The 25,355-nt window shown below is 68.8% G+C and carries 14 protein-coding genes and 5 pseudogenes; 11 read left to right on the plus strand and 8 right to left on the minus strand.

Going from position 1 to position 25,355, the window contains the following annotated elements; all coding sequences use genetic code 11:
• Window positions 1-3: 3 nt before the first annotated feature.
• The 8 genes and pseudogenes from ACFP3U_RS25490 to ACFP3U_RS25525 all read left to right on the plus strand — a co-directional run.
• Window positions 4-6,402 (plus strand): amino acid adenylation domain-containing protein, encoded by a 6,399-nt coding sequence (locus tag ACFP3U_RS25490; RefSeq protein WP_380227985.1) that lies wholly within the window; start codon window positions 4-6, stop codon window positions 6,400-6,402.
• 58 nt (window positions 6,403-6,460) lie between these two features.
• Window positions 6,461-7,396: an ornithine carbamoyltransferase gene (locus ACFP3U_RS25495; protein ID WP_380227986.1), complete on the plus strand. Its 936-nt coding sequence runs from the start codon at window positions 6,461-6,463 to the stop codon at window positions 7,394-7,396.
• A 38-nt stretch (window positions 7,397-7,434) separates the two neighbouring features.
• Window positions 7,435-7,577, plus strand: a pseudogene (locus ACFP3U_RS25500) (IS5/IS1182 family transposase); the annotation flags it as partial.
• Between the two features lie 11 nt (window positions 7,578-7,588).
• Window positions 7,589-7,957: pseudogene (locus ACFP3U_RS25505) on the plus strand (IS110 family transposase); the annotation flags it as partial.
• A gap of 86 nt (window positions 7,958-8,043) precedes the next feature.
• Window positions 8,044-8,316: a transposase gene (locus ACFP3U_RS25510; protein WP_380227987.1), complete on the plus strand. Its 273-nt coding sequence runs from the start codon at window positions 8,044-8,046 to the stop codon at window positions 8,314-8,316.
• Between the two features lie 95 nt (window positions 8,317-8,411).
• The gene (locus ACFP3U_RS25515) at window positions 8,412-8,792 is read left to right on the plus strand and encodes an IS3 family transposase (RefSeq protein ID WP_380227989.1); all 381 of its coding nucleotides are present in this window, start codon (window positions 8,412-8,414) and stop codon (window positions 8,790-8,792) included.
• Between the two features lie 69 nt (window positions 8,793-8,861).
• Window positions 8,862-9,233: a transposase gene (locus ACFP3U_RS25520; protein ID WP_380227990.1), complete on the plus strand. Its 372-nt coding sequence runs from the start codon at window positions 8,862-8,864 to the stop codon at window positions 9,231-9,233.
• Between the two features lie 25 nt (window positions 9,234-9,258).
• Window positions 9,259-9,800 (plus strand): annotated as a pseudogene (locus tag ACFP3U_RS25525) (transposase); the annotation flags it as partial.
• An 11-nt stretch (window positions 9,801-9,811) separates the two neighbouring features.
• Here the strand turns inward: ACFP3U_RS25525 and ACFP3U_RS25530 are convergent.
• Window positions 9,812-10,278, minus strand: a pseudogene (locus tag ACFP3U_RS25530) (winged helix-turn-helix domain-containing protein); the annotation flags it as partial.
• Between the two features lie 222 nt (window positions 10,279-10,500).
• Here ACFP3U_RS25530 and ACFP3U_RS25535 point away from each other — a divergent pair.
• Complete coding sequence (locus ACFP3U_RS25535) at window positions 10,501-11,079, plus strand: ArsR/SmtB family transcription factor (protein WP_380227991.1); 579 nt, start codon at window positions 10,501-10,503, stop codon at window positions 11,077-11,079.
• Window positions 11,076-12,398, plus strand: coding sequence for an MFS transporter (locus tag ACFP3U_RS25540; protein WP_380227992.1), 1,323 nt, complete (start codon window positions 11,076-11,078; stop codon window positions 12,396-12,398). The genes ACFP3U_RS25535 and ACFP3U_RS25540 overlap by 4 nt, the downstream gene beginning before the upstream one ends.
• 37 nt (window positions 12,399-12,435) lie before the next feature.
• Here the strand turns inward: ACFP3U_RS25540 and ACFP3U_RS25545 are convergent, their stop codons facing one another.
• From ACFP3U_RS25545 to ACFP3U_RS25560, 4 genes and pseudogenes are all read right to left on the minus strand, one after another.
• Window positions 12,436-14,334, minus strand: coding sequence for an AfsR/SARP family transcriptional regulator (locus ACFP3U_RS25545; RefSeq protein WP_380227993.1), 1,899 nt, complete (start codon window positions 14,332-14,334; stop codon window positions 12,436-12,438).
• Between the two features lie 79 nt (window positions 14,335-14,413).
• Window positions 14,414-15,661 (minus strand): IS110 family transposase, encoded by a 1,248-nt coding sequence (locus tag ACFP3U_RS25550; protein WP_380227994.1) that lies wholly within the window; start codon window positions 15,659-15,661, stop codon window positions 14,414-14,416.
• A gap of 587 nt (window positions 15,662-16,248) precedes the next feature.
• A pseudogene (locus ACFP3U_RS25555) lies at window positions 16,249-16,491 on the minus strand (transposase); the annotation flags it as partial.
• A gap of 568 nt (window positions 16,492-17,059) precedes the next feature.
• A complete protein-coding gene (locus ACFP3U_RS25560; protein ID WP_380227995.1) occupies window positions 17,060-18,226 on the minus strand; it encodes a tyrosine-type recombinase/integrase in 1,167 nt (388 codons plus the stop codon).
• Window positions 18,227-19,569: 1,343 nt separating this feature from the next.
• Here ACFP3U_RS25560 and ACFP3U_RS25565 point away from each other — a divergent pair.
• Entirely contained in the window at window positions 19,570-20,349 is a 780-nt protein-coding gene (locus ACFP3U_RS25565; RefSeq protein ID WP_380227996.1) for a hypothetical protein, read from the plus strand.
• A 12-nt stretch (window positions 20,350-20,361) separates the two neighbouring features.
• Here the strand turns inward: ACFP3U_RS25565 and ACFP3U_RS25570 are convergent, their stop codons facing one another.
• The 3 genes from ACFP3U_RS25570 to ACFP3U_RS25580 all read right to left on the minus strand — a co-directional run bounded on the left by ACFP3U_RS25570 (window position 20,362) and on the right by ACFP3U_RS25580 (window position 25,091).
• Complete coding sequence (locus tag ACFP3U_RS25570; protein WP_380227997.1) at window positions 20,362-21,408, minus strand: site-specific integrase; 1,047 nt, start codon at window positions 21,406-21,408, stop codon at window positions 20,362-20,364.
• A gap of 1,159 nt (window positions 21,409-22,567) precedes the next feature.
• Window positions 22,568-24,019 carry an aldehyde dehydrogenase family protein gene (locus ACFP3U_RS25575; protein WP_380227998.1) on the minus strand — a complete coding sequence of 484 codons (1,452 nt, stop codon included), beginning with the start codon at window positions 24,017-24,019 and terminating at the stop codon, window positions 22,568-22,570.
• Window positions 24,012-25,091, minus strand: coding sequence for a homoserine dehydrogenase (locus tag ACFP3U_RS25580; RefSeq protein WP_380227999.1), 1,080 nt, complete (start codon window positions 25,089-25,091; stop codon window positions 24,012-24,014). The genes ACFP3U_RS25575 and ACFP3U_RS25580 overlap by 8 nt, the downstream gene beginning before the upstream one ends.
• Window positions 25,092-25,355: the final 264 nt, after the last annotated feature.

The following is a 25,355-nucleotide window of genomic DNA, read 5'->3' on the forward strand; positions in this document are numbered from 1 at the left end:
CGCGTGTCCTCTCTCTCCCGCACCGACATCACCAGCGTGCACCCGCTGTCACCCGCGCAGGCCGGGATGCTCTTCCACCGGCTGCTCGACGGCAACGACACCGTGTACCTCAACCAGGACCGCTACCGGCTGACCGGACCGCTGGACACCGCTGCATTCCGCGCGGCGTGGCAACGCGTCACGGACCGGCACGACGCCCTCCGCACCGCACTGGTGTGGAAGGACCTGAACGAGCCGCTGCAGGTGGTCCGCGGCCGGGTGGCCGTGCCCTGGGAGGACCTCGACCTGCGCGGCCTCGGCAAGGAGGCGCAGCAGCTGCGCGTGGCCGAGTTGGTGGAAGCGCAACGCTCGGCGGACCCGGCCGAGGACGCCGAGGCGCCCTTCGCGCTCACCCTGGTCGCGCTGGCCGATGACCGGCACGAACTGCTGTGGACGAGCCAGCACATCGTCCTCGACGGCTGGAGCGCGGCCGTGGTGCTGCGCGAAGTCCTGGCCTGCTACCGCGAGGCGATGGGCGGCCCGCCCGCGGCCCTGCCCGCCCCCGTCCCCCAGGCCCGCTACCTGTCATGGCTGAACGGACTCGACGGCACGCAGTCGCAGCGGTACTGGCGCGTCCGCCTGGCCGGCCGCGAGACACCCACCGCCCTCTCCCTGCCGAGCCCGCCGCCGACATCCGCTGACGGCGCGCCGTTCCGGGTGCCCTTCAGCCTGGGCCGGGAGACCTCGGACCGGCTGCGCGCCTGCGCCCGCGCCCACCGGCTCACCCTCGCCTCCCTGCTGGAGGGGACCTGGGCGCTGACGCTGTCGGCGTTTGGCGGGGAACACGACGTACTGTTCGGCGCGGTCCGCAGTGGGCGCATGCTCGATCTGCCGGAGGCGCCCGAGATCGTCGGCATGCTGGTCAACACCGTGCCCGTGCGGGCCGCCGTCGATCCTGCCGCACCCGTGGCCGAGTGGCTCGCCGGACTGCACCGCGACCTCCTCGACCAGCGCCCGTACGAACACGCGTCGCTGACCGACATCCAGGATTGGAGCGACATCGCCCGGCCGAACCCCGTGTTCGAATCGATCGTCACTGTCCAGACGATCCCGGAGCTCACGGCCGACGAGCTGCCGCCCGGCCTGAGGGTCGAACACCTGGCGAACCTGGTCGACTCCGGGTACGAGACCGCCCTGGTGATCACGCCCTCGGACACCGTGACCGGGGAGCTGGTCTGTCGCCCCGACACCGTCGACCCGGGCTCCGCGCGCGCCTTGGCGGCCCTGTTCTCAAGGCTGCTCGAACAGGTCGGGCAGCACCCCGGCACGCCGATCGGCGCGCTGGACCTGGTCTCCGGGGCCGATCGAACCCTCCTGGACGAAGCCTTGGGAGCGCGCGCGTCCCTTCGCGAACCGTATCCGCTCCTCGACCTGATAGCCGACCAGGTCCGGCGGAGGCCACACGCCCCCGCCGTTACCTGGGGCGAGCAGAACCAGCTCACCTACCAGGAGCTGGACCTGCTCTCCGGGGCCTGGGCCGCCGAGCTGGTCGCGCGGGGCGCCGGTCCGGAGCGTACGGTCGGGATCTGCTTCCCTCGCTCCGCCGAACTGGTCGTGGCGATGGTGGCCGTCCTTCGCGCGGGTGCCGCCTACGTGCCGATCGACCCCGGCCACCCGCGTCAGCGACGCGTCGACATGCTCGCCGACACCGGCACCCGGCTGCTGTTGGCCGCACCGGAGTGCCTCTCCCGGTTCGGCGGCCACGAAGGCGTCGACGTCCTCCCGCTCACCCTCTCCACCCGGCCGGAGCCGCCGGCCGCAGTGGACCTCCCCCCGGTTCGCCCGGATTCGCTGGCCTACGTCGTCTACACCTCGGGTTCCACGGGGACACCGAAGGGCGTCAGCGTTCAGCACCGCGCGCTGAACTGGTTCGTCAACACCGTCGACTACCTGGACCTGGCGCCCGGCGACGTCATGGGCATGGCGTCGTCGCCCTCCTTCGACGCGCTCACCTTCGAGGTCTGGACCGCGCTCGCGCACGGTGCCTCGCTCCGGGTCATCCCCCACGACGTCCTGCTGGACCCGACCATGCTGAGCGCATGCCTGCTCGACTGGCAGGTCGACGTGATGTACCTGACAGCAGCGCTGGTCGAGGAACTCGCCCGCCACGTACCGGGCTTCGCGCGCGGCTTGCGGGTACTGCTGTTCGGCGGTCAGGCGTCGGACCCGGCCGTCGTGGCCCGGGTCAGGGCTGTGTCCGCCCCCTGGCGGCTGTTCCAGGTGTACGGCCCGACCGAGACCACGGTCTGGTCCTCCGTCCAGCAGGTCGGGGACGATTCGGAGGACTTCGTGCCCCTGGGGCGGCCCCTGCCCCGGACCACCGAGTACCTGCTGGACGCCGATCTGCGGCCGGTGCCCCCCGGAGTCCCCGGCGAGCTCTACATTGGTGGCGCCGGCGTGGTCCGCGGCTATCACGGCAGGCCGGCCAGGACCGCCGAGCGCTTCCTGCCCGACCCCTTCGGTCCCGGACGGATGTACCGCACCGGGGACCTGGCGCGGCTTCGTCACGACGGCCTGCTGGAGTTCCTGGGACGGGCCGACGAGCAGGTCAAGATCCGCGGTTTCCGGGTGGAACCGGGCGAGATCGCAGCCGTGCTGCGTGAGCACCCCGAGGTCGACGCGGCCGTCGTCGGCGTACGGCACGACCGTCAGAGGGGGACCCTGCTGGTCGCCTACACCGTGTCCACGGCAGCCTCGGAAGAACTGCGCGCGTTCGCGGCGGCGCGGCTCCCCGCCTACATGGTGCCGACCCACTACGTGGCGCTCGACCGCCTGCCGCTGTCGGTGACCGGCAAGGTCGACCGGGCGCGGCTTCCCGATCCGGAGCCGATCGACGAGGGACCGGAGCTCGCCTGCGCCGCCCCGCCGACCCCTTTGGAACGGTCGATCGCCGCCGTCTGGGCCCGGTTCCTCGGTCTGCCCGAGGTGGGGGTCACCCAGGACTTCTTCCATCTCGGCGGACACAGTCTGCTCGCCGTCCGGGTCTCCGTCGCCCTCGCCCGCGAACTCGGCATCGAGACCACGGTCCGGCAGCTGTTCGACTCCCGCACCGTGCGCGGGCTCGCCGAGCGCGCCGACGCGGGCACAGCACCGGTCTACGAGGAGATTCCGCGGACACCGCACGGAGTTCCGGTTCCGCTGTCGAGCGGGCAGCGGCGGCTGTGGATGCTCCAGGAGATGCACCCCGGCAGCGCCTCGTACAACTCGCCCGTCTCCCTCCGCCTGCACGGCACCCTGGACCTCGACGCGCTGCGCGGAGCCGTGTCGGACGTCGTCCTGCGCCACGACGCCCTGCGCATGCGGATCGAGATGACCGAGGACGGGCCGGTCCAGCTCGCCGCCCCGGCCGCCGAGGTGGCGATCGACGCTCACGATCTGACCGGTCTTCCCGCCGTCGAACGCGAGGGGCACGCGCGGGACCTGCTGACCGCCGAGGCGGCCCGCGCGTTCGACCTGACCCGGGACACCCTGCTGCGCTGCTCGGTGGTGCGCCTGGAAGCCGACGAGCATCTGGTGATGCTGACCTTCCATCACATCGCCTACGACGCGGCATCGGAGGCGGTCATCGCGGCGGATCTCTCCGCGCGGTACCAGGCCAGACTCTCCGGCGCCGCCGAACCGGTCGCCGCGCCGGCGTGCTCCGCCTCCGACTACGCCGCCTGGGAACACCGCCGGCGCTCGGCAGGGCACCACGCGGCCGGACTCGCCTACTGGCGGGAGACGTTGCGCGACCTGCCGACTCTGGAGATGCCCGCGGACCGGCTCAGGCCCGCCACCCGGTCGAGCACGTCGCACTCCCACGACTTCAGCTTCACCGCCGAGCAGCACGAGGCGCTCACCGAGCTGGGCAAGCAGCACGGGGCCACGCCCTTCATGACCTTCCTCGCCCTGTTCGGCATCCTGATGCAGCGGCACACCAGGCAGGACGACCTCCCCATCGGCTCTCCGATGGACCTTCGCGACCATCCGGACCTGGAGGGGCTGGTCGGCTTCCTGGTGAACACCGTGGTGCTGCGTCTCGACCTGGCGGGCGCCGGAACCTTCGCCGACCTCCTCGACAGGGTCCGGGACACCACCTTGGAGGCCCACACCCACGGGAGCGTCCCCTTCGACCTCGTGGTGGAGGACGTGAACCCGGCCCGTCACGCCGACCGCTCCCCGCTCTTCGACGTGCTGTTCCAACTCTCGGCGGACCCGCCGCCGGCGTGGGACTTGCAAGGCCTCTCCGCACGGCCAGAGCGGCCGGCCGTGCTCGCGGGCACCTTCGACATCGAGGTGGAGCTGACGGCCCGTCCCGACGGCAGCCTCGCCGGTCGGATCCTCGGCAACGCCGACCTGTTCGACGAGGCCACCGTACGACTGCTCGCCGACCGCTTCGTGCTCCTCGCCGACCGCATCCGTGCGGCGCCCACCGCACCGCTCGGGGAACTGGACGTCCTCCTCGCCGCAGACCGCGCGGCGGTCGCGGCGCTCGCCGAGGAGCCCCCGGCGGAGCGGACCGTGCCCGGGGACGCACCCGCCCGGCTGGACGAGTCCGTCGCTCGATGGGCCCGCCGCAACCCCACCGGGCCCGCGGTCGTCCGCGGTGCCACGAGCCTCGACTACCGGGGCCTAGACCGCCGCTGCGGCCAACTGGCCGCCAGGCTGAGGGAACGCGGCGTCGGCAGGGGAAGCGTGGTGGGCCTGTGGGCCGAGCCCCGCCCCGAGACGATCGTGGCGATCCTCGCGATCCTCAGAGCGGGAGCCGCCTACCTGCCGCTGGAGCCCTCCGACCCGGCCGAACGCGTCTGGGGAATGGTCCGCGACCGGAACTGCGCGGCCCTGCTCACCACGGAGCACGTCCACCGCGTGCCCGAGGAGTTCCGGCACCTCGCCGTCGGCCTGCAGCCGGAATCCGGACAGGCGCCGCTCCCGGCCGTGGCGGCAGCGGACAGCGACGAGCGGGACCTCGCCTACGTCATCCACACCTCGGGCTCGACCGGCCGCCCGAAGGCCGTCGGCGTTGAGCACCGGAGCGTCTCGCACTACGCGGCCGTCGCCGCCCGGGAGTACGGGCTGACCACCGAGGACCGGGTGCTGCAGTTCTCCTCCTTCAGCTTCGACGCCTTCGTCTCCGAACTCTGGACCACCCTGACGGCCGGGGCGACGTTGCTGCTCTCCGAGGACCGCGTGCTATCGCCGGCCGATCTCCACACGGCCCTGGCCGCCACCCGGACCACGGTCATCGACGTGCCCACGGCGTTCTGGCACCACTGGTGCGCGTGGCTCGCCGAGCAGCGGGAGCCCGAGATCCCCGGCGACCTGCGGCTGGTCGTCATCGGAGGCGAGCAGGCGAACGCGGGCCGCCTCGCCCAGTGGCACGCGGCGGTCGGCGACGCGGTGCGGCTCGTCAACTCGTACGGGCCGACGGAGGCGACCAGCGTCGTCACCCACGCCGACCTCACCGACTCGTCCCGGCCGCACGCCGACGAACGCAAGGTGCCGATCGGACACCCGCTCCCGGGCACCCGCGCCTACGTGCTCGACGACGCTCTGCGACCGGTTCCGCCCGGAGTGACGGGAGAACTGTACCTGGCAGGAGTGCAACTCGCCCGCGGGTATCTCCATGCTCCCGCCCTCACCGCACAAAGCTTCCTGCCGGATCCCTGGGGCCCGCCGGGCGCCCGCATGTACCGCACAGGCGACATCGCCCGGCTGAACTCCCAGGGCCTGCTCGAACTGCTCGGCCGCGTCGACAGCCAGGTCAAGGTGCGGGGCTTCCGCATAGAACTGGACGAGGTCGAAAGGGTACTGGCAGCTTTCCCCGGGGTGCGCCACGCTGCGGCTGCCGTCCATACCCATGAGGAGTCCGGACGTCTGCTGGTCGGCTATGTGGTCCCCTCTGGTGATCTCCGACCGGATTCCGCGGCCATCCTGGCCTTTCTACGGGAGCGACTGCCTCAACACTGCGTCCCGTCCACGGTGATGACCGTGGAGGAGCTACCGCTGACCCGTAGCGGCAAGGTCGACAGGAAGGCGCTGCCCGGCCCCGGCGACGAGCCCACCCACAGGCGGCCGGTGCCGGAACTGACCGCCGCGCAGAAGGTCCTGGCCGAGATCTGGCTCAGCGTGCTGCCAGTCGCGAGCGTCGACCCCTCCGACCGCTTCTTCGATGTCGGCGGGCACTCCCTGGCGCTGTCTAGGGTCGGTGCGCGCATCCGCGCCGAGCTTGGCCTGGACGTACCGCTGTCCCTCTTCTACGAGCGACCGACTCTGGTCGAACAGGCGTCCGTCATCGAAGCGTTGCTCGAGGAGGAGATCGCAGCGATGACTGACGCCGAGGTCCAGGAGGCCCTCGGAAGCGGGTCTGCGCATGGCACCTGACTTGGCCACCTGACCTGCCCCGCACCATCCGGCAATCCGAGAAAGACGAGGTGAATCCGTGAGGCATGTGCTGTCTCTTCAGGATCTCGACCAGCAAACCATTGGGTCACTCATCGAGCGCGCGGTCGACATGGCTGACCCGAACCGGCGCGGTACCCCACTGGCCGGCCGTGTGATAGGCATCTACTTCAGCAAGGCGTCAACCCGCACCCGTTCGGCCTTCTCCACGGCTGCCCTGCGCCTGGGCGGCGATGTGATGCACTACGGCCCCGACGATCTCCAGGTGACGACCGGCGAGACCTGGGCCGACACGGCACGGGTCATGTCGGGATATCTCGACGCCCTCGTGATGCGGACCAACGGCCCGCTGGCACAGCTGCGGGAGATCGCCGAAGCGAGCCGGATACCCGTCATCAATGCGTTGAGCGAGCACGAACACCCTACACAGGCCATCGCCGATCTGGCCACGCTCCGAGAGCACTTTGGGGACCTGAAAGGCCGCAGCATCCTCTACGTCGGCGAAGGCAACAGCAGTGCCGCCGCGCTGGCCACGGCGGTTGCAGCGGTGCCGGGGCTACGGCTGACGCTCGTCACCCCTCGCGGCTACGGGTTGCGGCCCCAGGCCATTGACGCCGTCAAGCAGTTCAGTCAGGGCAGCGAGCTGATCCAGGAGCACCATGACATCGGCGATCTGCCCCAGGGCGTCGACGCCGTCTACGCCACTCGCTGGCAGACCATGGGCGTACAGCACATGAACGACGACTGGCTGGCTGCCTTCGATGGCTTCAAGGTCACCCGGGAGATGATGCGTTCCGTCGGCGGCGCCGAGACCGTCTTCCTGCACGACCTGCCGGCGGTTCGCGGGCAGGACGTGGACGACGAGGTCCTCGACGGCCAGGGCAGCCTCGTATGGCGCCAGGCGTTCCACAAGATGACCTCGGCCATGGCTGTGCTGGAGTGGGCCGTCATTGGTCGACCCGTCGAACCGCGCTAAAGGTTCTTCCGGAGGGTCCGTGGTTGGGCGTCTCCGGTATGGCTGGGGTGCTCCGGGCTGAGCCGGTGTGGGTGGAGACGTTCACGGTGCTGCGGATGCGCCAGTTCGAGGGCTTGGTGCGCGCGCGGGCGGGAACGGGCCGGGCGGCGGCAGGCCGTGGTGTCTGCCGCTGCCCGACCGGGCCCCGCTGCTGAGGCAAAGATCGACGCTCGCGACGCCTGCGTCATCGCCGAAACCACCCGCCAGCGACGGGACTTCGCCACAATCGAAGTCCCCGCCCGGCTGGCCGCCGACCTCGCCCTGCTGACCACCCACCGCTCAGACCCGGTAGCTTAGCGGGTGCGGATGATCAACCGGCTCCGCGACGTGCTGACCGGCATCTTTCCCGCCTTGGACCGGGCATTCGACTACTCTGCGCACAAGGGAGCCCTGGTCCTGCTCACCGGCTACCAGGCCCCCACCGCGATACGCCGCCGCGGCCGGGCCCGCCTCACGGCCTGGCTGGCCAGCCGCGGTGTCCGCGGCGCCGACGCCGTAGCGGCCACTGCACTGGAGGCCGCCGACTGAGGTTCCCCCGAAGTGCGGAAGGCCGCCGGACATGACCTGATAGGTCGTGAGAATGGAGCCTCTGCCAGTACCCGCCCGAGTTGCGGCAGCGAGCCGTTGCCGCGTACCGGGCCGCCGACCCGAAGCCGGTGATCCGGCAGATGGCCCGGGACCTGGGCGTGCACCACGAGGCCCTGCGCAACTGGATCCGCCAGGACGAGGCCGACCGCGGCGACCGGCTGACCACCGCCGAGAAGGAGGAACTGGCCGCTCTGCGCAAGGAGAACGCCGAGCTCCGCCGGTCCTGCGAGATCCTCAAGGCCGCCTCGGCTTTTGTCGCCCAGGAGCTCGACCCGACCCGGCGACGGTACTGAAGCTCATCGACGAGCACCAGGACCGCTTCGGGGCCGAGCCCGTACTCCGGGAACTGCACATCCCCGCCTCCACCTACTATCGATGGCGCCGCGACGTGACAGAGCCGTGCGCGCGCAAGCGCCAGGACACCGAGCTGACCGAGCAGATCCGCCGCGTCCACTCGGACTCGGATGCCACCTACGGCTCCCCGCGCGTCCACGCCGTCCTGCGGCGAGAGGGCACCCACGTGGGCCGTAAACGGGTCGGCCGTCTGATGCGCGAGGCCGGACTGCAGGGCGTCAGCCCGCGCCGGCCCCGCTCCTTCACCCGCCGCGACCCGACGGCCGGCCTTGCCCCGGACCTGGTCCAGCGCGACTTCACCGTGACCGCACCCAACCGGCTGTGGGTCGCCGACATCTCGCTGGTCCCAACCGATGAGGGACCGTGGTGGCTGGCCACGATCCGCGACGCGTTCTCCCGCCGGATCGTGGGCTGACACAACTCCGAGCGAGCGGACGCCGATCTGGTCCTCACAGCACTGGAGTACGCCCTCCACGGCCGCCCGGTGGAGCCGGGCAAACTGATTCATCACAGCAACCACGGCTGTCAATACACCTCTATCAAGCTCACAACCCGCCTACTCAAGGCCGGAATTGAGGCAAGCATGGGCACGGTCGGCGACTCGTTCGACAACGCCCTGGCGGAGAACCTCTGGAGCGTGCTGAAGACCGAGTGCGTGCGCCGCACGACCTTCGCGACCCGCACGGACGCCGACCTGGCGCTGTTCGCCTACATCGACGGCTGGTACAACACCCGGCGCATCCAGAAGCGTCTCGGCTGGCTCAGCCCGGACGAGTACGAGGCGAAGCACTACGCCGACCAGGCGACGGCCGAACCAGTGGCCGTCGAACCACCCACACCCGCCCTGACCAGCTAATCAGCACCTCCCGCACACCGGGGGAAGCTCAGACGCCCAGTACACCGTGTTGCCCGGCGAGGACGTCGCCACCGCGATCGTCGCCGACCTCGCAACGCAGATCCTTGGCCTCGACGACCGGCTCAAACAGATCGATCTGCAGATCCGCGACACTTTCCACGCCCACCCGCACGCCGAGATCATCGAGTCCCTGCCCAGCATCGGACCGATCCTCGGCGCCGAGCTCATCGTGGCCGCCGGCGACCTGACGGCCTACGCCGACGCCGGCCACCTCGGGTCGGCGGCCGGGCTCGTGCCCGTCCCCCGTGACTCCGGACGCCGCACCGGCAACCTGCACCGGCTCAAGCGCTACAGCCGCCACCTACGACGGGTCTTCTACCTGCCCGCGCAGACCAGCATCATCAAGGACGGCCCCAACAGGGCCTTCCACCTCAAGAAGCGCGCCGAGGGCTGCGAGCACGTCCAAGCGATCATCGCCCTGGCCCGCCGCCGGGTCAGCGTCCTGTGTGGGCCTTCCTGCGCGACAAGCGAATCTTCACCCCCGATCCCGTCGCGCAAGCGGCTTGACTCAGTCGTTGAGACTCCTTCCACGCGGTGACGGCCTGCTCGTCGCGCTCGGCCACCCGCCGCATGGGGACCTGGGAGCTGAAACCGAGCCGGTGCATCAGCCTCATTGCCCCGGACACGCTGTACGAAGGTGGAACTTCCGCCCGGTCAGCGTGGCTACCCGCGCCGCGGTCCACACCCGGTCCTCCACCCAGCCGTGTGCGGCCGGGCCCTGGTCCAGGTACGCGGCGAGCTTCTTCGGGCAGCGCGGAGACAGCCTGCACCGCGACCCGCCCGGGCCGCGAGAGGCCAAGGCCTGTAGACCGCCATCGCGCCACAACTGGTGCCACCGGTGGGCCGACTTCGGGCTCACCCGCAGCCGCCGGGTCACTTCCGGCGGCTTGATCGTCTGCTCGAGCAGCTCGGCCGCGTGCATCCGCACCGACTCCCGGCGCACCCGTCCCGCGGCGGTCAGCCCGCCCCCATCCGCATATCTCACACACCATCGGATACAGCCGTCACAACGAGCCCGTCGGGCAAACCGGGACGGTTCACCCTGACGAGCTGAGGTCAGTAATCGGGCATCGGCCAGGAGGTCCTCTTCGAACGAGTCGGTATGCCTCTCCCACAACCATCCCGATCCTCGAGGGCTCGTCGCGGGACAGTTGGCAGTTCATGCAAAACACTTCTTGCGCAAGAGATCTTGTGCATAATTGACAAGGTGACAGACAACGACGTGCAACAGATCCGCGACACGCGCGCGCTGGCCGCACTCACTCATCCGCTACGGCGCCGGCTCATGGATGTCATGAAGCTCAACGGCCCGGCGACGGCCTCCGTACTCAGCCAGACAACGGGCCAGGCCGTAGGCAACATCAGTCACCATCTGCGGGTACTCGCGGACGCTGGCCTGGTCGAGGAGGTTCCGGAGCTGGCTCGCGACCGGCGCGAGAGGTGGTGGCAGCTGGTATCGAACGTTGTGCGCTGGGCGCACAACGACTTTGAGCACGACCCGGCGACTGAGGCCGTCGCTGATTCCGCAGCGCGGCTGCTGCTCGACCGCCATATGCACTTCGTACGTGCCTGGATGGTGGAACGGGAGAGCGATGGACCCGACTGGCGTTCCGGGTGCTCGGTCTCGACCGAGACGTGGATGCACCTGACACCCGACGAGGCTCGGCGGCTGGCGGAGGAGCTCACCACGCTGTTGGACCGGTGGGCGTCCCGGCCGATCCCGGACGACGGGCAGCAGCGCAGGCCGGTCTTCGCCTTCGCGCACGCAGTTCCGGCCAAGCCGTGAATAGGCCGAGCGGAACGCCAGCATCCTCGGTCGATTCGGATGCCATCACCGCCGGTCCGGAGAATCACCCCCGTTCTCGCTGGGGCCTCCTCGCTGAGCGGAACTTCCGCCTCCTCTGGGCCGGGGAGACGGTCAGTAAACTAGGCAGCAGCATTACAACGGTCGCGCTCCCCTTGGTCGCCGTGGTCAAACTCGATGCCGATCCTTTCGTCGTCGGACTGCTGACCGCCGCTGTCTGGGTGCCTTGGACGGTTATAGGGCTGCCTGTGGGTGTCTGGGTCGGCCGCCTGCCGCGACGAGCCGTCATGCTCGGTTCCAACCTCGTGTCCCTGGCGGCATTCGCCAGCGTGCCGTTGGTCGACTGGCTTGGGGTCCTGACCACGACCCATCTCTTGTTGACTGGCCTGATCACTGGCACTGCGGCGGTCTTCTTCAGCACTGCTTTCCAGGTCTACTTGCCCGAACTGGTGGGCCAGGAGGACCTCGTCGAAGGAAACGCGAAACTGCAGGGCGGCGCCGCCGCGGCACAAGTTGCCGGCCCCGGGGTGGCTGGTCTGATAGCTCAGTGGTTCGGGGCAGTCCTGGGGATGCTCGCCGACGCGATCACCTTTCTTGCCTCCACGATCACGCTGCTGATGATGCGTAATCGGCGCGAGGCTTCCCCCCAGCCCGCTCGGACCCGCACGTCTCTTCGCGGCGATGTGGTCGAGGGGCTGAGGTTCATCGCACGTGACCCTTACCTCCGTGCCCTCACCGCCTTCGGAGCCACGGCGAACTTCGGCCTCGCCGGGTACCAGTCGATCCTGGTGCCTTTCTTGATCCGTGACGTAGGAGTGCAACCAGGAACGGTCGGCGGTCTTGCGGCTACCGGAGCGCTCGGCGGCATCCTCGGAGCGGTCGCGGCGACGAGGGTCGCCCGTCGGTTTGGGGCAGCACGCGGCGCACTCATCAGCCAGCTTTTAGCCGCACCCTGTGGACTGCTGCTGCCGATGACCACTGATGGAGCGCCCCTTGTACTGTTCGTCTTCGGATCCGTGGTGTTGGTCACGGGCGCCACGGTGTGCAATGTGATCTTCGGTAGTTTCCGGCAGAAATACACTCCTCCAGAACTGCTCAGTCGCGTTGTGGCGACGTCCATGTTCGTGAACTACAGCACCATTCCCCTCGGGGCGCTGCTTGGCGGCCTGCTCGGTTCAGCTATCGGGCTCCGTCCGACGATGTGGATCATGACTGGCTTGCTCGTACTCGCTGGCGCCATGGTGCTCGCGAGCCCGCTGCGTCGGAACCGGGACCTTCCGGGACGGCAGGCCGCTGCATGAGCCGGGCCGAATCGGCCACTCGGTCAGACCCGGGCCGTCATGGAGCTCCGACCGTCCACGCATTTCTCGGCGCCAGCTCCAGGCCGTGGTGGGGAAGCCCGAGTGTTCCGTGCTGCCACGGTGCCGCCCTTCCTGCACCAAGCATGTCGCCGGCTTTGGTCATCCGCTCAAATACGAAGAGGCGCACCAGATTCCACATCCGAAAGAGGCCGGGCGCCGTCTCGGTGTTCACGGGTTCGATCATGTTTACCTCGGCCAACGAGGCGAGGACGTCGGTGGCCTCACTTTCGGTCATGTCGAACAGTTGCTGCGCGTCACTGCTTCGGAACTCTTCCATCGGCAGTGCCGCCAGACCGTAGAGCAAGTTCTGGGCGGTCGGGCTGATTCCTTCGTATTCTCTGGCCAGTCCCTCTCGCACGGTCATGCCCCGGTAGGTCAACTCGTCCAAGCGGTCCATGCTGTCCAGCAGCCGACCGACCATACGGGCGATTGACCAGTGCGGCCGGGCTGCGAGGCGAGCACCGACCACCCCCAGCGCTAGGGGCAGTCCGTCGCAAAGGTGGACGAGTCTCCGCGCCTCTTCTTGCTCCGCTGCCAGTCGCTGCGGCCCCACGACGGAAGCCAGCAGGGCGTATCCGTCATCGACGTCCCACATACTGAGGTTGAGTCGGCGTGCAGCCGCCAAGCGGGGCAGCTGACGACGGCTGGTCAGGATGGCTGCAGAACCGCTGCCTGCGGGAATGAGCGGCAAAGCGTCGGCCTCGTCTTCGACGCCGTCGAGCATTACGAGGACACGACGTCCGGCGAGAAGGGACCGGTACAACTGGGCGCGATGCGCCTGCTGATCGGGCAAAGAGAGATCCGGGCCGGCGAGCGCCATGATGAACTGCCCCAATACATCGGATACGGACGCGTTCTTGGCTCCGAGATCGGAGTAGAGCCGACCGTCCCGGAACCGGTCTTGCAACTGGTGCGCCGCTTGGAGGGCAAGGGATGTCTTCCCAGTACCGGCACGCCCGGAGACGATGACCAAGCCGATCGAGCCGGTGCGCGGGATCTCGAGCAGCAGGTTGTGGAGACGCCGGAGCTGCTCCTCGCATGCGATGAATTTCGCAGGCGGAGTCGGAAACGGCTGAGGCAGCGGGGTTGGCGTAGTGGGCTCAGGGGTGGCATGTTCGACCCCGCTAGGGGCACGCACGCTCTCGTCATTTCGAAGAATGGCCACCTCCACAGCGCGCAACTGATCAGAAGGAGTCAGCCCGTACTCGGTCAGGAGCGCCTGCCGCGCATCCCGGTACACCGAGAGTGCCTCCGCCTGACGCCCGGTGCGGAACAGTGTGATCATTCGCTGTGCCAGCAGACGTTCCCTGTGCGGATTCTCAATCGCTGCTGCGGCCACCTCTGCAACCAACTGGTGGTGGCGTCCGAGGTCCAACTCGATATCGAACAAGTCTTCCAGAGCGGCCAGGCGACTCTCGGTCAACTGGGTGACGCTGGCCTCCAGGCGAGGGCTCTGCACATCTGCGAGTGGGGCACCGCGCCACAGGTTAAGTCCAGCGCGCAGTAGATTCGACGCTTGATTCAGCTCGCCCGACCGCCTGAGCGCGCGAGCTGTCGTGACGCAATTCTCGAATTGCTGGAGATCCAAATCTTCCGAAGAGATTTTGATCGAATATCCCGGCGCCCTTGTTCGAATTATGTTCTCCTGCCCCGGGCTGGATATCTCGCGCCGCAACATGGAGATGACAATCTGTATTTGTGGCCGAGCCGTTGCTGGTGGAGCATCGCCCCAAACCGCTTCCATCAGACGTTCTGTCGAAACGGTCCGATTTGCATTGAGCAGCAGCATGGCAAGGACAATTCGCAGGCGCGGACCCAGGGCTGCCTTGAGGGTGCCATTGTTCGCTTCCAGAGGCCCAAGTAGCCGAAATTTCACAACTCTCCTTGAGGGGGTGGAGAAGGGTTTGGAGCTGTGGTGCAGTTTCGACGGTGGTGTTGTTCGGTGCTCGCTGTGATCAGGCGCGATGGCTTTTGGATGATCGTCGGGCTGACGATGGCTGGTTCCTGGTCATTGTGAGTGGAGCATCGGGGCGAGCTGCCGAAAATCTACCCGATGACGGAAAGTGTGAAATCCACAGCGATGGCCATCCCGGTTTGCATCTGCGAACCATCGATAATCCCAGGACGGTGCCCTCTGGCGAGGCCGGAAGCCGGATCATGTAGCTGTGCGTAAAATTGCCCGCGTTCGCCCCGATCGGCCATTCTGTCGACGGCGAAGCGGACTGGCTTTCGCGGACGCCCAGCGGGTCCGACCATGACGAGCGCCGGCGCGTGGCCTCTTTGTTTGTGATGCATCGGTAGTGGGCGTCGAGGAGGGTGTCGGTGTGGTCGGGGGCGTTGGGCGTCTCGCCCAGGGCGTCCTTGCGCCAGGGATTCCCTCGGCCAGCCGGACCGGCGCTGTCCTTCTGCCGGCCTGTCATCGTCTCGAGGGGCACCTTCATCCGCCGGTCGAGCTCACGGATCTGTGTGGGGAAGTGGTTGATGGTATCCAGCAAAATTCGCAGCAGGTGGCCAAGCTGATCCGCGAACTGCCTGATGGGTTCATCGACATGTGCATCGCGCCTATTGGCCAGGCACCTGCGGGCCAGGTCGACCATTATGAGGGGATTTCGCTCTCCGGTGACCAGGATCCCGAGTATCGCCGGTCTCCAGGCTCTGAAGAGCTCGGCGACGATGGTGGAGCGTTTGAGCTGGGCGTCTTCGAGAGTCTCAATGCGGTGCCTGTGCCGGATGCGGTCCTGGGCGAGCGAGGTGTGGGCGTGGGTGAGGTCGCTGAGCTGCGGCGCCGGCTTCGGTGGGAAGAAGGAGGCGCGGAACCTGCCGCGCTCGGCGAGCTTGGCCAGCCGTACGGCGTCGAGAATGTCGGTTTTGGGATAGCTCGGGAACTTCTTCGCCTCGCGAGCGCTGACTAGCCAGGACTTCGGGCCGCAGGTTGCGAGGAGGTAGAAGAAGCCCTTCCGGTGGGTGTCGGTGGCTTCTATGAGCACCTGCTGAACACTCTGGTGGAGAGGACGGTCTCTGGGGTCCGTGATCGCGTCGGCGGACGAGGCTGCGTCCGTGCAGACTTCCTGGACTCGTCGGCCTTCGATCCGCTCCTGCGGCAGCTGCACGCACACCGCACCGGATGCCCTTGCGATGTCGATCAAGGCGACCTGAGCCGCTGCTCCGTCGTCCAGGACATGCCGCGTCGCCTCCGTGGTCATCGGCGCTCCATACTGTCGTGCTCCAGGGCGGGGGTCGTCCGGGGAGCCCAGGGGAGGCGGAGAAGCTGAACGGCATGCTCAAGGCGACAGTACGTAGTCTCTCGGCCGGACCCTTCGCCGGACTCCTGCGCGAGTTCAAAGGCCCAAGTGTCATGCGGCGTCGGCGGACGGCCCCGCACCGACTTTCACGTCCGCAAGGCGGCAGCCGAAGGTAGGCGGCTGGTTCTTTGATCTTGCCCTGAGTCAGGATGCACCAAGCGCGTGCGCCGCAGCGGCTCGGATCACTCGACACTCAGATCGAATCACCTGGCTGTTGCGACACGCTCGCTGCAGAACTCACTCTGGTCTCGCCTGGTAAACGCTCAATAAACGTCCGACATATAGTGTGAAGATTCGGACATGCCGAGGCATTCGCTGATTCGTCTACCGACAGGTGGATTGCCCAGTTGCCCTCTGAAGCGGAATGTGTGATTACGGTCATCCGTCTACGGTCGGAGTGATAGGAGTGCAGACAAATTGATCCAGCAATGCTCGTTGCCGCTGCGTCCGGGTCTGTCCAGCGACTGGTGTATCTCGTGTTGTGTGAGTTACTGGCGGCCGACGGAGAGTCGGCCGTTGAAGGCGCTGTCGAAGGCCTGGAGTGCGGGCTTCCAGCGCATGATCCAGCGTTTGCGGCCAGTGCCGGTGGGGTCCAGGCTCATGACGGCCATGTAGACGCACTTGAGCGCGGCGGTCTCGTTCGGGAAGTGCCCCCGGGCTCGGGCGGCCTTGCGTATGCGGGTGTTCACGCTCTCGATGGCGTTGGTCGTGCAGACGACCCGGCGGATCTCCGCATGAACTGCAGGAAGGGAGGCTCAGGCTGGTTCGAAACCGTGACCCGCCGTGCTATCGGCCGCGCCGCGGATGCAGACACCCTCCCCGCCGCAGTCCTCGAGGTCTGCACAGACCCGGAACACTTCGCTGACGCCGCCGGCCAGCCACCCCGACCTGTTGGACGATGACATCTTCGCCTGGCTGACACGCGCCACCTTCCAGGAACGGCTCCTCCGGCACAAGGCACACCTGCCCGGACCACCGCTCTGGCCCTTCCCGACTGGGCGATGCAGAGCCTTCTGGCTCTGATCGAACCGGACGACGAACCTTCACCGACAGAAGCGCCATGATATGGCCCCCGGTCACCCGCTATAGCCTGCCAATCTGGCGCGGTCGGGTTACGCCGCTCGGAGTCGAGACCGCCTCCGGCGTTCCCCGTACTGCTTCCTCTGGACTGGTGGACCGCGGCACTGTTCCGGCAGAGCGGGAGGCCGGCCGACCCCGAGCCATGAAGGCTGCCGACCCCAGGGCGCCGGTCCGATGCTGTTGCACCGGACCGGCTAGAGGTCCCGTCCACGGCCGCCGCTACGCGGCGAGCGGCAGGCCGTCGTCGCCACGGGGGGCGGCGCGGAGTCGGCCTGTCTGGGCTTGGTCGAGGGCTCGGGCGAGGGCGTCGACGGCCTGGTCGGCGGAGTCCTTGAAGAGGTGGCCGTAGAGGTTGATGGTGGTCGCCAGGGTGGCGTGGCGCAGGGTCTTGGAGACGATGGCGATGGGGATGCCTTCGGCGATCATGATGCTGGCCGTGGTGTGGCGCAGGTCGTGCAGCCCGATCCGGGGCAGGCCGATTTCAGCGGTGCGTTTGCGGAGCTGGTCGAGGACCCACTGGGGCCGCAGGGGCGATCCGTCAGAGTTGGCGAAGACCAGGCCCTCCAGCTGGCCCGCCGGGTGGGAGTTCATCTGGATCGCGGCCTGGCGGTGGAGGGCGGCCATGACTCTGGGGGAGAGGCTGATCCACGCGCGGCTGGCCTCGGTCTTCGGCTGGTTGAAATGGAGGTCGCCGTTGTCCACGGCCGACAGCGTCCAGCGGACGAACAGCTTGCGGTCCATGAGGTGGACGTCCGACCAGTGCAGGGCCAGAACCTCCCCGCGGCGCATGCCGGTACCGAGCAGGACCTCGAACAGGTCACCCAGCTGGTCGGCGCACTGCTCGGCGTTGTGCCGCAGGAACGCCGCGGCCTGCACCGGCGTCCAGCAGGTGCGTTCCTCGGCGCGGGGCTTGGGCGGCACGCAGTGCTCGGCCGGGTTGAACTTCAGCCGCCAGGAGCGCACCGCATGTTTCAGCGCGTTGCGCAGCGTCGAGACGACCCGGTACAGCGTGACCCGGCCCCGGCCGGCCCTGCGCTGCGCGGCCGTCCAGTCCTCGATCTGCTTCGGCCGCAGGTCCAGCAGCCGGCAACGCCGGAACGCCGGGATCAGGTCCCTCTCCACATAGGCCTTGTAGCCGGCGTAGGTGTTGACCGTGAGTTCCTCCCTCCGCGCGGCCAGCCACTCCCGCAGGTAGTCCGCCACGGTGGTACGGCGCTCCTCGTACGCCCCGCTCAGCTCACCCTCCAGCACCGCCGCCAGCTCCTGCGCGGCCTCGGCCTCGGTCGCGAAACCGCTACGACGCCGGGTCCGACGCCTGCCGTCCTGCGGCGCCAGATCGACAGAGTACGTCCACGACCCGTGCCCCGCCTCCTCCAGCAACCGCACACACCACGAACCCAACTGCCGCCCGCCCCTGTCCCGGCACCCACACCGCCGACACACCCTGCCCCGCTGCGCACGCTGCCCCATGTGCTTCTCCTTCTTGAACGCGGTGATCTGGTCCAAGGCTCGCCGTTCGGTCGGGCGTGGCGGCAGAGCGTGCGGGGCGGTGCGCGAGGCACGTCAGAACCAGCCGGCGAGGACACGCTCAAGACGACACACCGTCCGGAAGATCACTAGCCGTAGCCAGCGGGCAGTCGACCTTGATCTACCCGGGGTGCTCGGGCCGGCCAGCGGCAATGTGCGGCGGTCCGCAGCAGTCGGCCGGCGGGCTCCTCTGAAGGGCCGACAGATTGCTGCTACTCGCAGTGACCAAGGCCGGTCCGGGGGCCTGGGGACCATTTGGGGACCAGTTTGGGACCGCGCTCGGTGAGCGCGTATGAGCGCCCGTGGGCGATAACGGGCATCTATGTACGAACTTGAACCCGACTGAGCATCGCGCGGGTTCGAGCCCTGTCGACCGTGGATCTCCATGATGAGCATCAACTTCTCATGTTTTTAGCATGGTTGAGCAACATGAAAGCCGAGGCCGCGAGGCCTCGGCTGCCGACAATAGTTGAACCCCTTGACTGGGGGTCAAGGGGTCGCAGGTTCAAATCCTGTCGTCCCGACTTGCGAATCCGCAGGTCGGAGGCCGTTTCCATCTGAGGATGGGGACGGCCTTTTTTGTGCGTGTCGCGGGGTGGTGGTCGCAGGGTGGTCGCGGATCGCAGCCGGGCGCGGGCTGACCTCGTCAACTCGCTGCTGTATGGCTGGAGTTGGCGCACGTGGCTCGATCGGTGGCCGGATCGTTAACCACTCGGGACGTCCTGCGGCGGGTGACCTCGCGTCGCGGGCTTGACGGGGCCGGGCGTGAGCATCGTTCAATTTGTGAGCTTTCTTCCGCTCTGTCCGCATTTTCTGGGCCAGATGTCGGCGCGGGGGCGGCCCAGCAAGGCGAAGGTCTGCGACCACCATGCGACCACCACGCAGGCGGGAGCCGCCCTGGCCAGGCCGTCCTCCTTGCTGGGGCGCAAAGGGGCCCGGCAGGCCGCGGGCTTCGGGAGACGGCGTGCTGAGGGGCGGGGCGCGCCGGGTGCGGCTGGGGCAGATCTTCGGCGATGACGTGCCCCTGGGTTCGCTGGGTTCCCTCCTCCTGGACTGTTACAGCGTCCCGGGGGGGCCGGGCTGTGCTTCACGGTGACCGGGCATGCCGCCAGTTGGGGCCCAGTGCGCGGCTGGGCCGTGTCGGGCTCGCGGCCGGGCCGTTGTGCGGGTCCTGCGCGTGGATGTTGTCGGCAGACCATCCCGTGAGCGAGTTCGCGGTCGCGGTGGCAGGGCTGAGAACTCCCGCCGTGGTGGCGGGCGACGACGCGCCGGCGGGTCCGGTGCCGACACCAGGGCCTGCGGGCGCTGAGCCCGCCCAGGCGGTGCGAGTGTGGCGCCGCGCGCAGACGCGCGCGCTTGAGGGCTTTGCGGCCACTGCCGCTTTCCCCTGGCTGGAGCCCTGGGCAGGGCCCAGGCTGTCCGCGCTGACCGGCGCGGTCGAGCAGGCTCGCGGAGCGGTTGCCCGCCGCGTTGACCCGCGCGAACTGCTGGCGGCTGCCTGCGTCGCGGCCCTGCCCGTGCCGGTCGGGCTGCGGGAAGGGCAGCCGGCGTGTGTGGGGAGCTGGGGGGTCGACGGGGAGTGGCTGCTGCTGGAGGCGTGGATGCGTTGGCAGAGCGCCTGCGCCGAAGGCGAGGCGCGGGTGGCGGACTGCGTACGGGCGGCGTCGGCAGCGGTCTACGAAGCGTTCGGCAGACGGCGCAAGGCACGTGATGAGGCGCTGGACAACGTCCAGCGCCTCATCACGGCCTCAATCGACCAGGCATGGCGGCTCGCTGAAGAGGAGTACGCCGGGCCCGTACACCTGGTTCATATGGCGCTCCCGATACTTGAGACGGAGCCGTTCACCGGCCGGGAGCACGATCCGCTCACCTTCTGGCAGGCCGGGGTGATCGCGGTCCACCAGAGCGGCGTCGACTGGTCGTCTGGACGCGTCACACTCGCTACTCCCCGGGCGGTGTCCGATCTACTCCTGGGTAGTTGACTCCCGGGCCGGTCAAGCAGCGTGGCGGGGCTGGAAACCGGGCCAGTCCTCAAGGTCCGTGGCAGCCAGTTCGTAGGCATGGGCGAGCGCGTTGACCGCGTCGTCGGCCGCGTGCTTGAGCAGGTGTCCGTAGATGTTGATGGTCGTCGCGATGGTCGAATGACGCAGCGCCTTCGACACGATCGCGATGGACACCCCGGAGGTGATCATGATGGTCGCCACCGTGTGCCGCAGGTCGTGGATCGTGATCTGCGGCAGCCCGGCCTCGGCCTGGCGGTGCCGCAGCTGGTCCAGGACGTACTGCGGGCGCAGTGGGGCTCCGTCGATGTCAGCGAAGACGAGTCCACGCAGTGGGGCTCCCGCAGGCAGCAGGGATTGCTGGTGGTCGGCCTGACGCTGCAGCGCGGCCAGGACCCGTGGATTGACGCTGACCCAATTCCGGCTCGCCTTGGTCTTCGGTGCGCAGAGGTGAAGTTCGTTGTTGTCGATGGTGGCCAGCGTCCAGCGGACGAAGATCTTGCGCTCCATGAAGTGGACGTCCTCCCAGTGCAGCCCCAGCACCTCCCCGCGCCGCATCCCGGTTCCCAGCATCACCTCGAACACGTCGGCGACCTGGTCGCGGTAGTACAGCTGGTTGTGACGCAGGAACGCTGCCGCCTGCACCGCGGTCCAGCACAGGCGCTCGGCTGCCGCCGGCCGCGCGCCGATGGCACCCTCGGCCACGTTGTAGCCGATCAGACGCTCCTTGTGGACGGCGTGATTCAGGGCACTGCGCAGCGTCGCCCCGAGTCGGTAGACCGTCGGCGCACCGCGGCCCTGATCCCGCAGGTCGGCCTGCCAGGCGGCGACGTGCCGGGAGCGCAGGTCCTTCAGCCGCATCCGGCCGAACACCGGAAGAAGCTCCTGGCGGACGCACTTGGCGTAGGAGGCCGAAGTGGACGGCTTGAGCGTCCGCTCCTTCAACGCCACCCACTCCAGCAGGAACGCACCGACCGTGAGCTTGCGGTCCTCGAACACGCCCGTCGCCTCCGCGTTCAGCACGCACTGCAGCGCGTACACGGCATCCTCCCGTGACCCGTAACCGCTGCGCCGCCGGGTGCTGCGTCCCTCGCCGTTCGTCGGCATGTCCACCGCGTACGCCCAGCTCCCGTGCAGTTCATCCGCCGTCAGCCGCGGGCAGCGCGCCCCGATCGGACGTCGATCCGCAGCTCGGCAGCCACAGCGCCGGTAGACCCGCCCACGCTCGAACTCAGCCTCACTAGACGCCATTGAACTCTCCCTTCACGCAAGCAACTTCCTTCACGTGACTGCCCACTCGGCAGCCGCGAAGTCGCACTGGGCAAAGGGGCGCGAAGCACGCCCACAGCGCACGACACGGTGCTCACCCCGATCCGACGTGGAGCCAGGTTTGACCCTCGGCACTGGGTGCTCGCGCGGACCGGGGTGGCGGCGGACTTCGGTTTGGGGATCTCGTGATGGGGACTGCGGGGGTCAGCAGCCCCACGTGGCCGCCCGAACGCCTACCGCCAGGGTCTGTAAAAAGAACGGCTCTGTCTCGGGCCGATTACGGGACAGAGCCGTTCACTGGACAGACCCCCACGCCGGGTGTCCTGCCCAGGCCGTGGGCTCGGCTCAAGGTCGCCGCTCCAGGTAGGCGGACAAGAGGAGTTCGGACTCGGGGGAGAGGGCCACGATGCTGACCTGGTCGCCGTCGCCGTAGGTCAGGCTCCCTGGGACACCGCCAGCGGCCGGGTGGTAGTCCCCACGGGAAAAGCGAGGCGAGAACGGTGGCGCGCAGGCCCTCGCGAAGCCCGAGGGAGAGCCCGAGAGGGACGGCCAGGTCGACGGAGGCATCCGTGAGCGCACCGTTGACGAACATGTGGATCTCCTGTGCCGTCATCAGCTTCCGTTGTCCGGGCATGACCCCAGTATCCGGCTGCTGTGCGGCTCTCTGCAGACGGTTCCGAGAAGGACTCGCGGCCTCCCGCGGCACACGCGATCGCGATCGCTCGCCATGTGATGACGGCTCAGGGATTCACTCCAGCGCGGAATCGGAACCGGCCGCGAACGCGGAGCCTGTCCGCCGGTGTCCCGCTGATCGGGAAGTCGTCCAGGGCGCGGGCGGTGTGTACGCCCCAGTACGCGCCGGCAGGGACATCCAGTTCGCCGAGGGAGTCCATCTCCGTGCGGAACGCGCCCTGGCCAGTGGCTGCGGCGGTCACAGCCGGCCCGCCGGGCTGATGCACACGACCTTGGGCTGCGTCATGTCCTCGTAGGCGAAGCGCACGCCTTCTCGGCCCATGCTGCCGTACTTGAATCCGCCGAACGGCATGGCGTCGAACCGGTAGTCCGAGGAGTCGTTGACCATCACCCCGCCTGCCTCCAGCCGGCGGGCAGCGGCCATGGCGTGGTCCAGGCTGGTCGTGAAGATGCCCGCGTGGAGGCTGAAGTCGATCGCGTTGGCGCGGGCGAGCGCCTCCTCAAAGGAGTCGACGGCTTCCAGCATGACGAGCGGGGCGAACGCCTCCTCGCGGTAGAGGGCGCTGTCTGCGGGCACGTTCTCCAGCACCGTCGGGGTGTAGAGGGTGCCGTCGATCTCGTTGCCGCACAGCAGGACGGCGCCCTGGGCGATGGCCGCATCCACCTTCGCCTTGGCCGCGAGCGCCACCGCCTCGGTGATCATCGGGCCGACGTCGGTGGCCTCGTCACCGGGATCACCGGCGCGCAGCTGCCGGGTCTTGGCCACGAAGGCGTCGCGGAACTCGGCGAAGCGTTCGCGGGCGATGAGGATGCGCTGGGTGCCGATGCAGTTCTGGCCGGCGGCCCAGAACGCGCCGGAGACGCAGGCGTCCACGGCGAGGTCCAGGTCGGCGTCGGCCAGCACGAGGACGGGCGCGTTCCCGCCGAGGTCCATGGCGAGTTTCTTCAATCCCGCTGTGCGGGCGATGGCCTCGCCGGTGGCGAAGCCTCCGGTGAAGGAGACCATGCGGACCTCCGGCGCGGTGATGACCGCGGCGCCGAGCTCACGGCCGCCGTTGACTACGGTGACCACGTCCTGCGGCAGGCCGGCCTCGACGAGGGTGTCGACGAGCCGGAGCGCGGAGAGCGGGGTGAGCTCGGACGGTTTGAGGACGACGGCGTTGCCGCCGGCGATGGCGGGGCCCAGCTTGTGCGCGACCAGGTTCAGCGGGTCGTTGAAGGGGGTGATTGCTGCGATGATGCCCAGCGGCTCCCGGGTGAACCAGCCCTGGCGTTGCTCGGAGCCCGCGTAGGAGTCGAAGGGGATCACCTCGCCCGCATTGCGGCGGGCCTCCGCCGCGGACAGGGCCAGGGTGTTCACGGCGCGGGCGGCCTCCTTGCGTGCCTGGACGATGGTCTTGCCCGCCTCGGCCGTGATGAGCCGGGCGAAGGACTCGGCGCGCTGCTCCATCAGCCGCGCTGCGCCCTCCAGCACGGCGGCGCGCTCGGCGCGCGACATCGCGGCGGCGGCGGTCCGGCCGCGGCGAGCCTGGTCCATGACCTCCGCGATGGAGGTGGCGGGGGTGACGCGCACCGACCCGATGGCCTCCCCGGTGTAGGGGCTGTGCACGGCCAGGAAGCCCTTGTCGTCGTCGTTGTCGTTGACGCCGAGGCGGGCGGCCAGGCGATGGGTGAGCAGGGTGTCAGCCACGGAAGGACTCCTCGGGCGTGCGGTGCGCCTCGGCGGCGCCGTGCCGGTGGTGGATGGCGATGATGTCCGACAGGAGCGCGTACGCGGTCTCGGTACGGCCGGCGCCGGGGCCCGAGACGGTGACGGCGCCCAGCAGGTCGGTGTGGAAGGAAACCGCGTTGGTCGTACCCGAGATCGCGGCCAGCGGGTGGTCGGCCGGAAGCGCGGCCGGAGCGACCCGGGCGTCGACGGAGCCGTCCTCGCGTCGGGTGGCCTGGCCGACCAGCTTCCACCGCAGGCCCCGCGACGCGGCGTCACGCATGTCGGCCGGGGTCAGCTGCGAGATCCCCTCGCAGGCGACGTCCTGGCGGCGCAGGTTCGCGCCCAGCACCTGGTGGGCCAGGATCATGACCTTGAGCTGGACGTCGAAGCCCTCGACGTCGGCGGTGGGGTCGGCCTCGGCGTAGCCGAGCGCCTGGGCCTCCTTGACCGCGTCGGGGAAGGCGGCGCCGGCTTCGAGGCGGCCCAGGATGTAGTTCGAGGTGCCGTTCATGATGCCCTCGACCCCGGTGACGCGCAGACCCGTGAGCAGATGCTCGGCGGTGCGCAGGATCGGGGTTCCGCTCATCACCGAGCCCTCGAACTCGAAGCTCACCCCGTGCCGGGCGGCCAGGTCCTTGAGAGCCGGGCCCTGCAGCGCGACCGGTCCCTTGTTGGTGGTGCACACGTGCTTGCCCGCCTCCAGCGCCCAGCGCACGTGGGAGAGCGCGGGTTCGCCGTCGGCCGGGTTGGTGAACGTGGCTTCGGCGACGATGTCGCCCGGACCGTCCTGGATCACCTGCTGGTTGCGCGGCTCCGTGCTGCCGCCCGCCATGCGGGAGAAGTCCAGCTCTCCTGGGGCGGTCGCGAGCAGGGCGGGCAGGTCGATGCCGTCGGCCTGGACCAGCGATCCGGCCCGCAGATCGGTGATGGCTACCACCCGCAGGCCGAAACCCAGTTCAGCCTTCAGCTCGTCGCCGCGCTCGGCGATCAGTTCGGCGAGCGACCGGTTCACGCCGCCGAATCCGATCAGGGAGAGGTCGTATCGGCCCATGTCATTGGCTCCTTCGCAGTCGGCCGCTGCTGTCGAGGTGCGGCTGATCAGAGCCTCGCCCTCATGCCTGTCACCGGCTCCATGTCGTAACGGCCGTCCGGCATGCCGAACGGCACAGTCCTGACGACGTTCCGCTCTGTGTGCTCGCGGGGGCTGCTCGCCCGCTCCTGCGAAACGGATCTCTGCGGTCGCGGCGGCGACCGCAGCGGAGACGGCAGGGATGCCGATGGCGAGGGGCGGTCTCACGTTCACTCCCGCCAGGGA

The sequence above is a fragment of the Kitasatospora misakiensis genome (genome assembly GCF_042656005.1).
Taxonomy (GTDB): domain Bacteria; phylum Actinomycetota; class Actinomycetes; order Streptomycetales; family Streptomycetaceae; genus Kitasatospora; species Kitasatospora misakiensis.

What these genes read in the sequence shown, in the direction of transcription:
- ACFP3U_RS25580 (WP_380227999.1), bottom strand. Translation starts at nt 25,091, where the DNA reads ATGGGCCGATACGACCTCTCCCTGATCGGATTCGGCGGCGTGAACCGG.
- ACFP3U_RS25550 (WP_380227994.1), bottom strand. Translation starts at nt 15,661, where the DNA reads ATGACCACGGAGGCGACGCGGCATGTCCTGGACGACGGAGCAGCGGCT.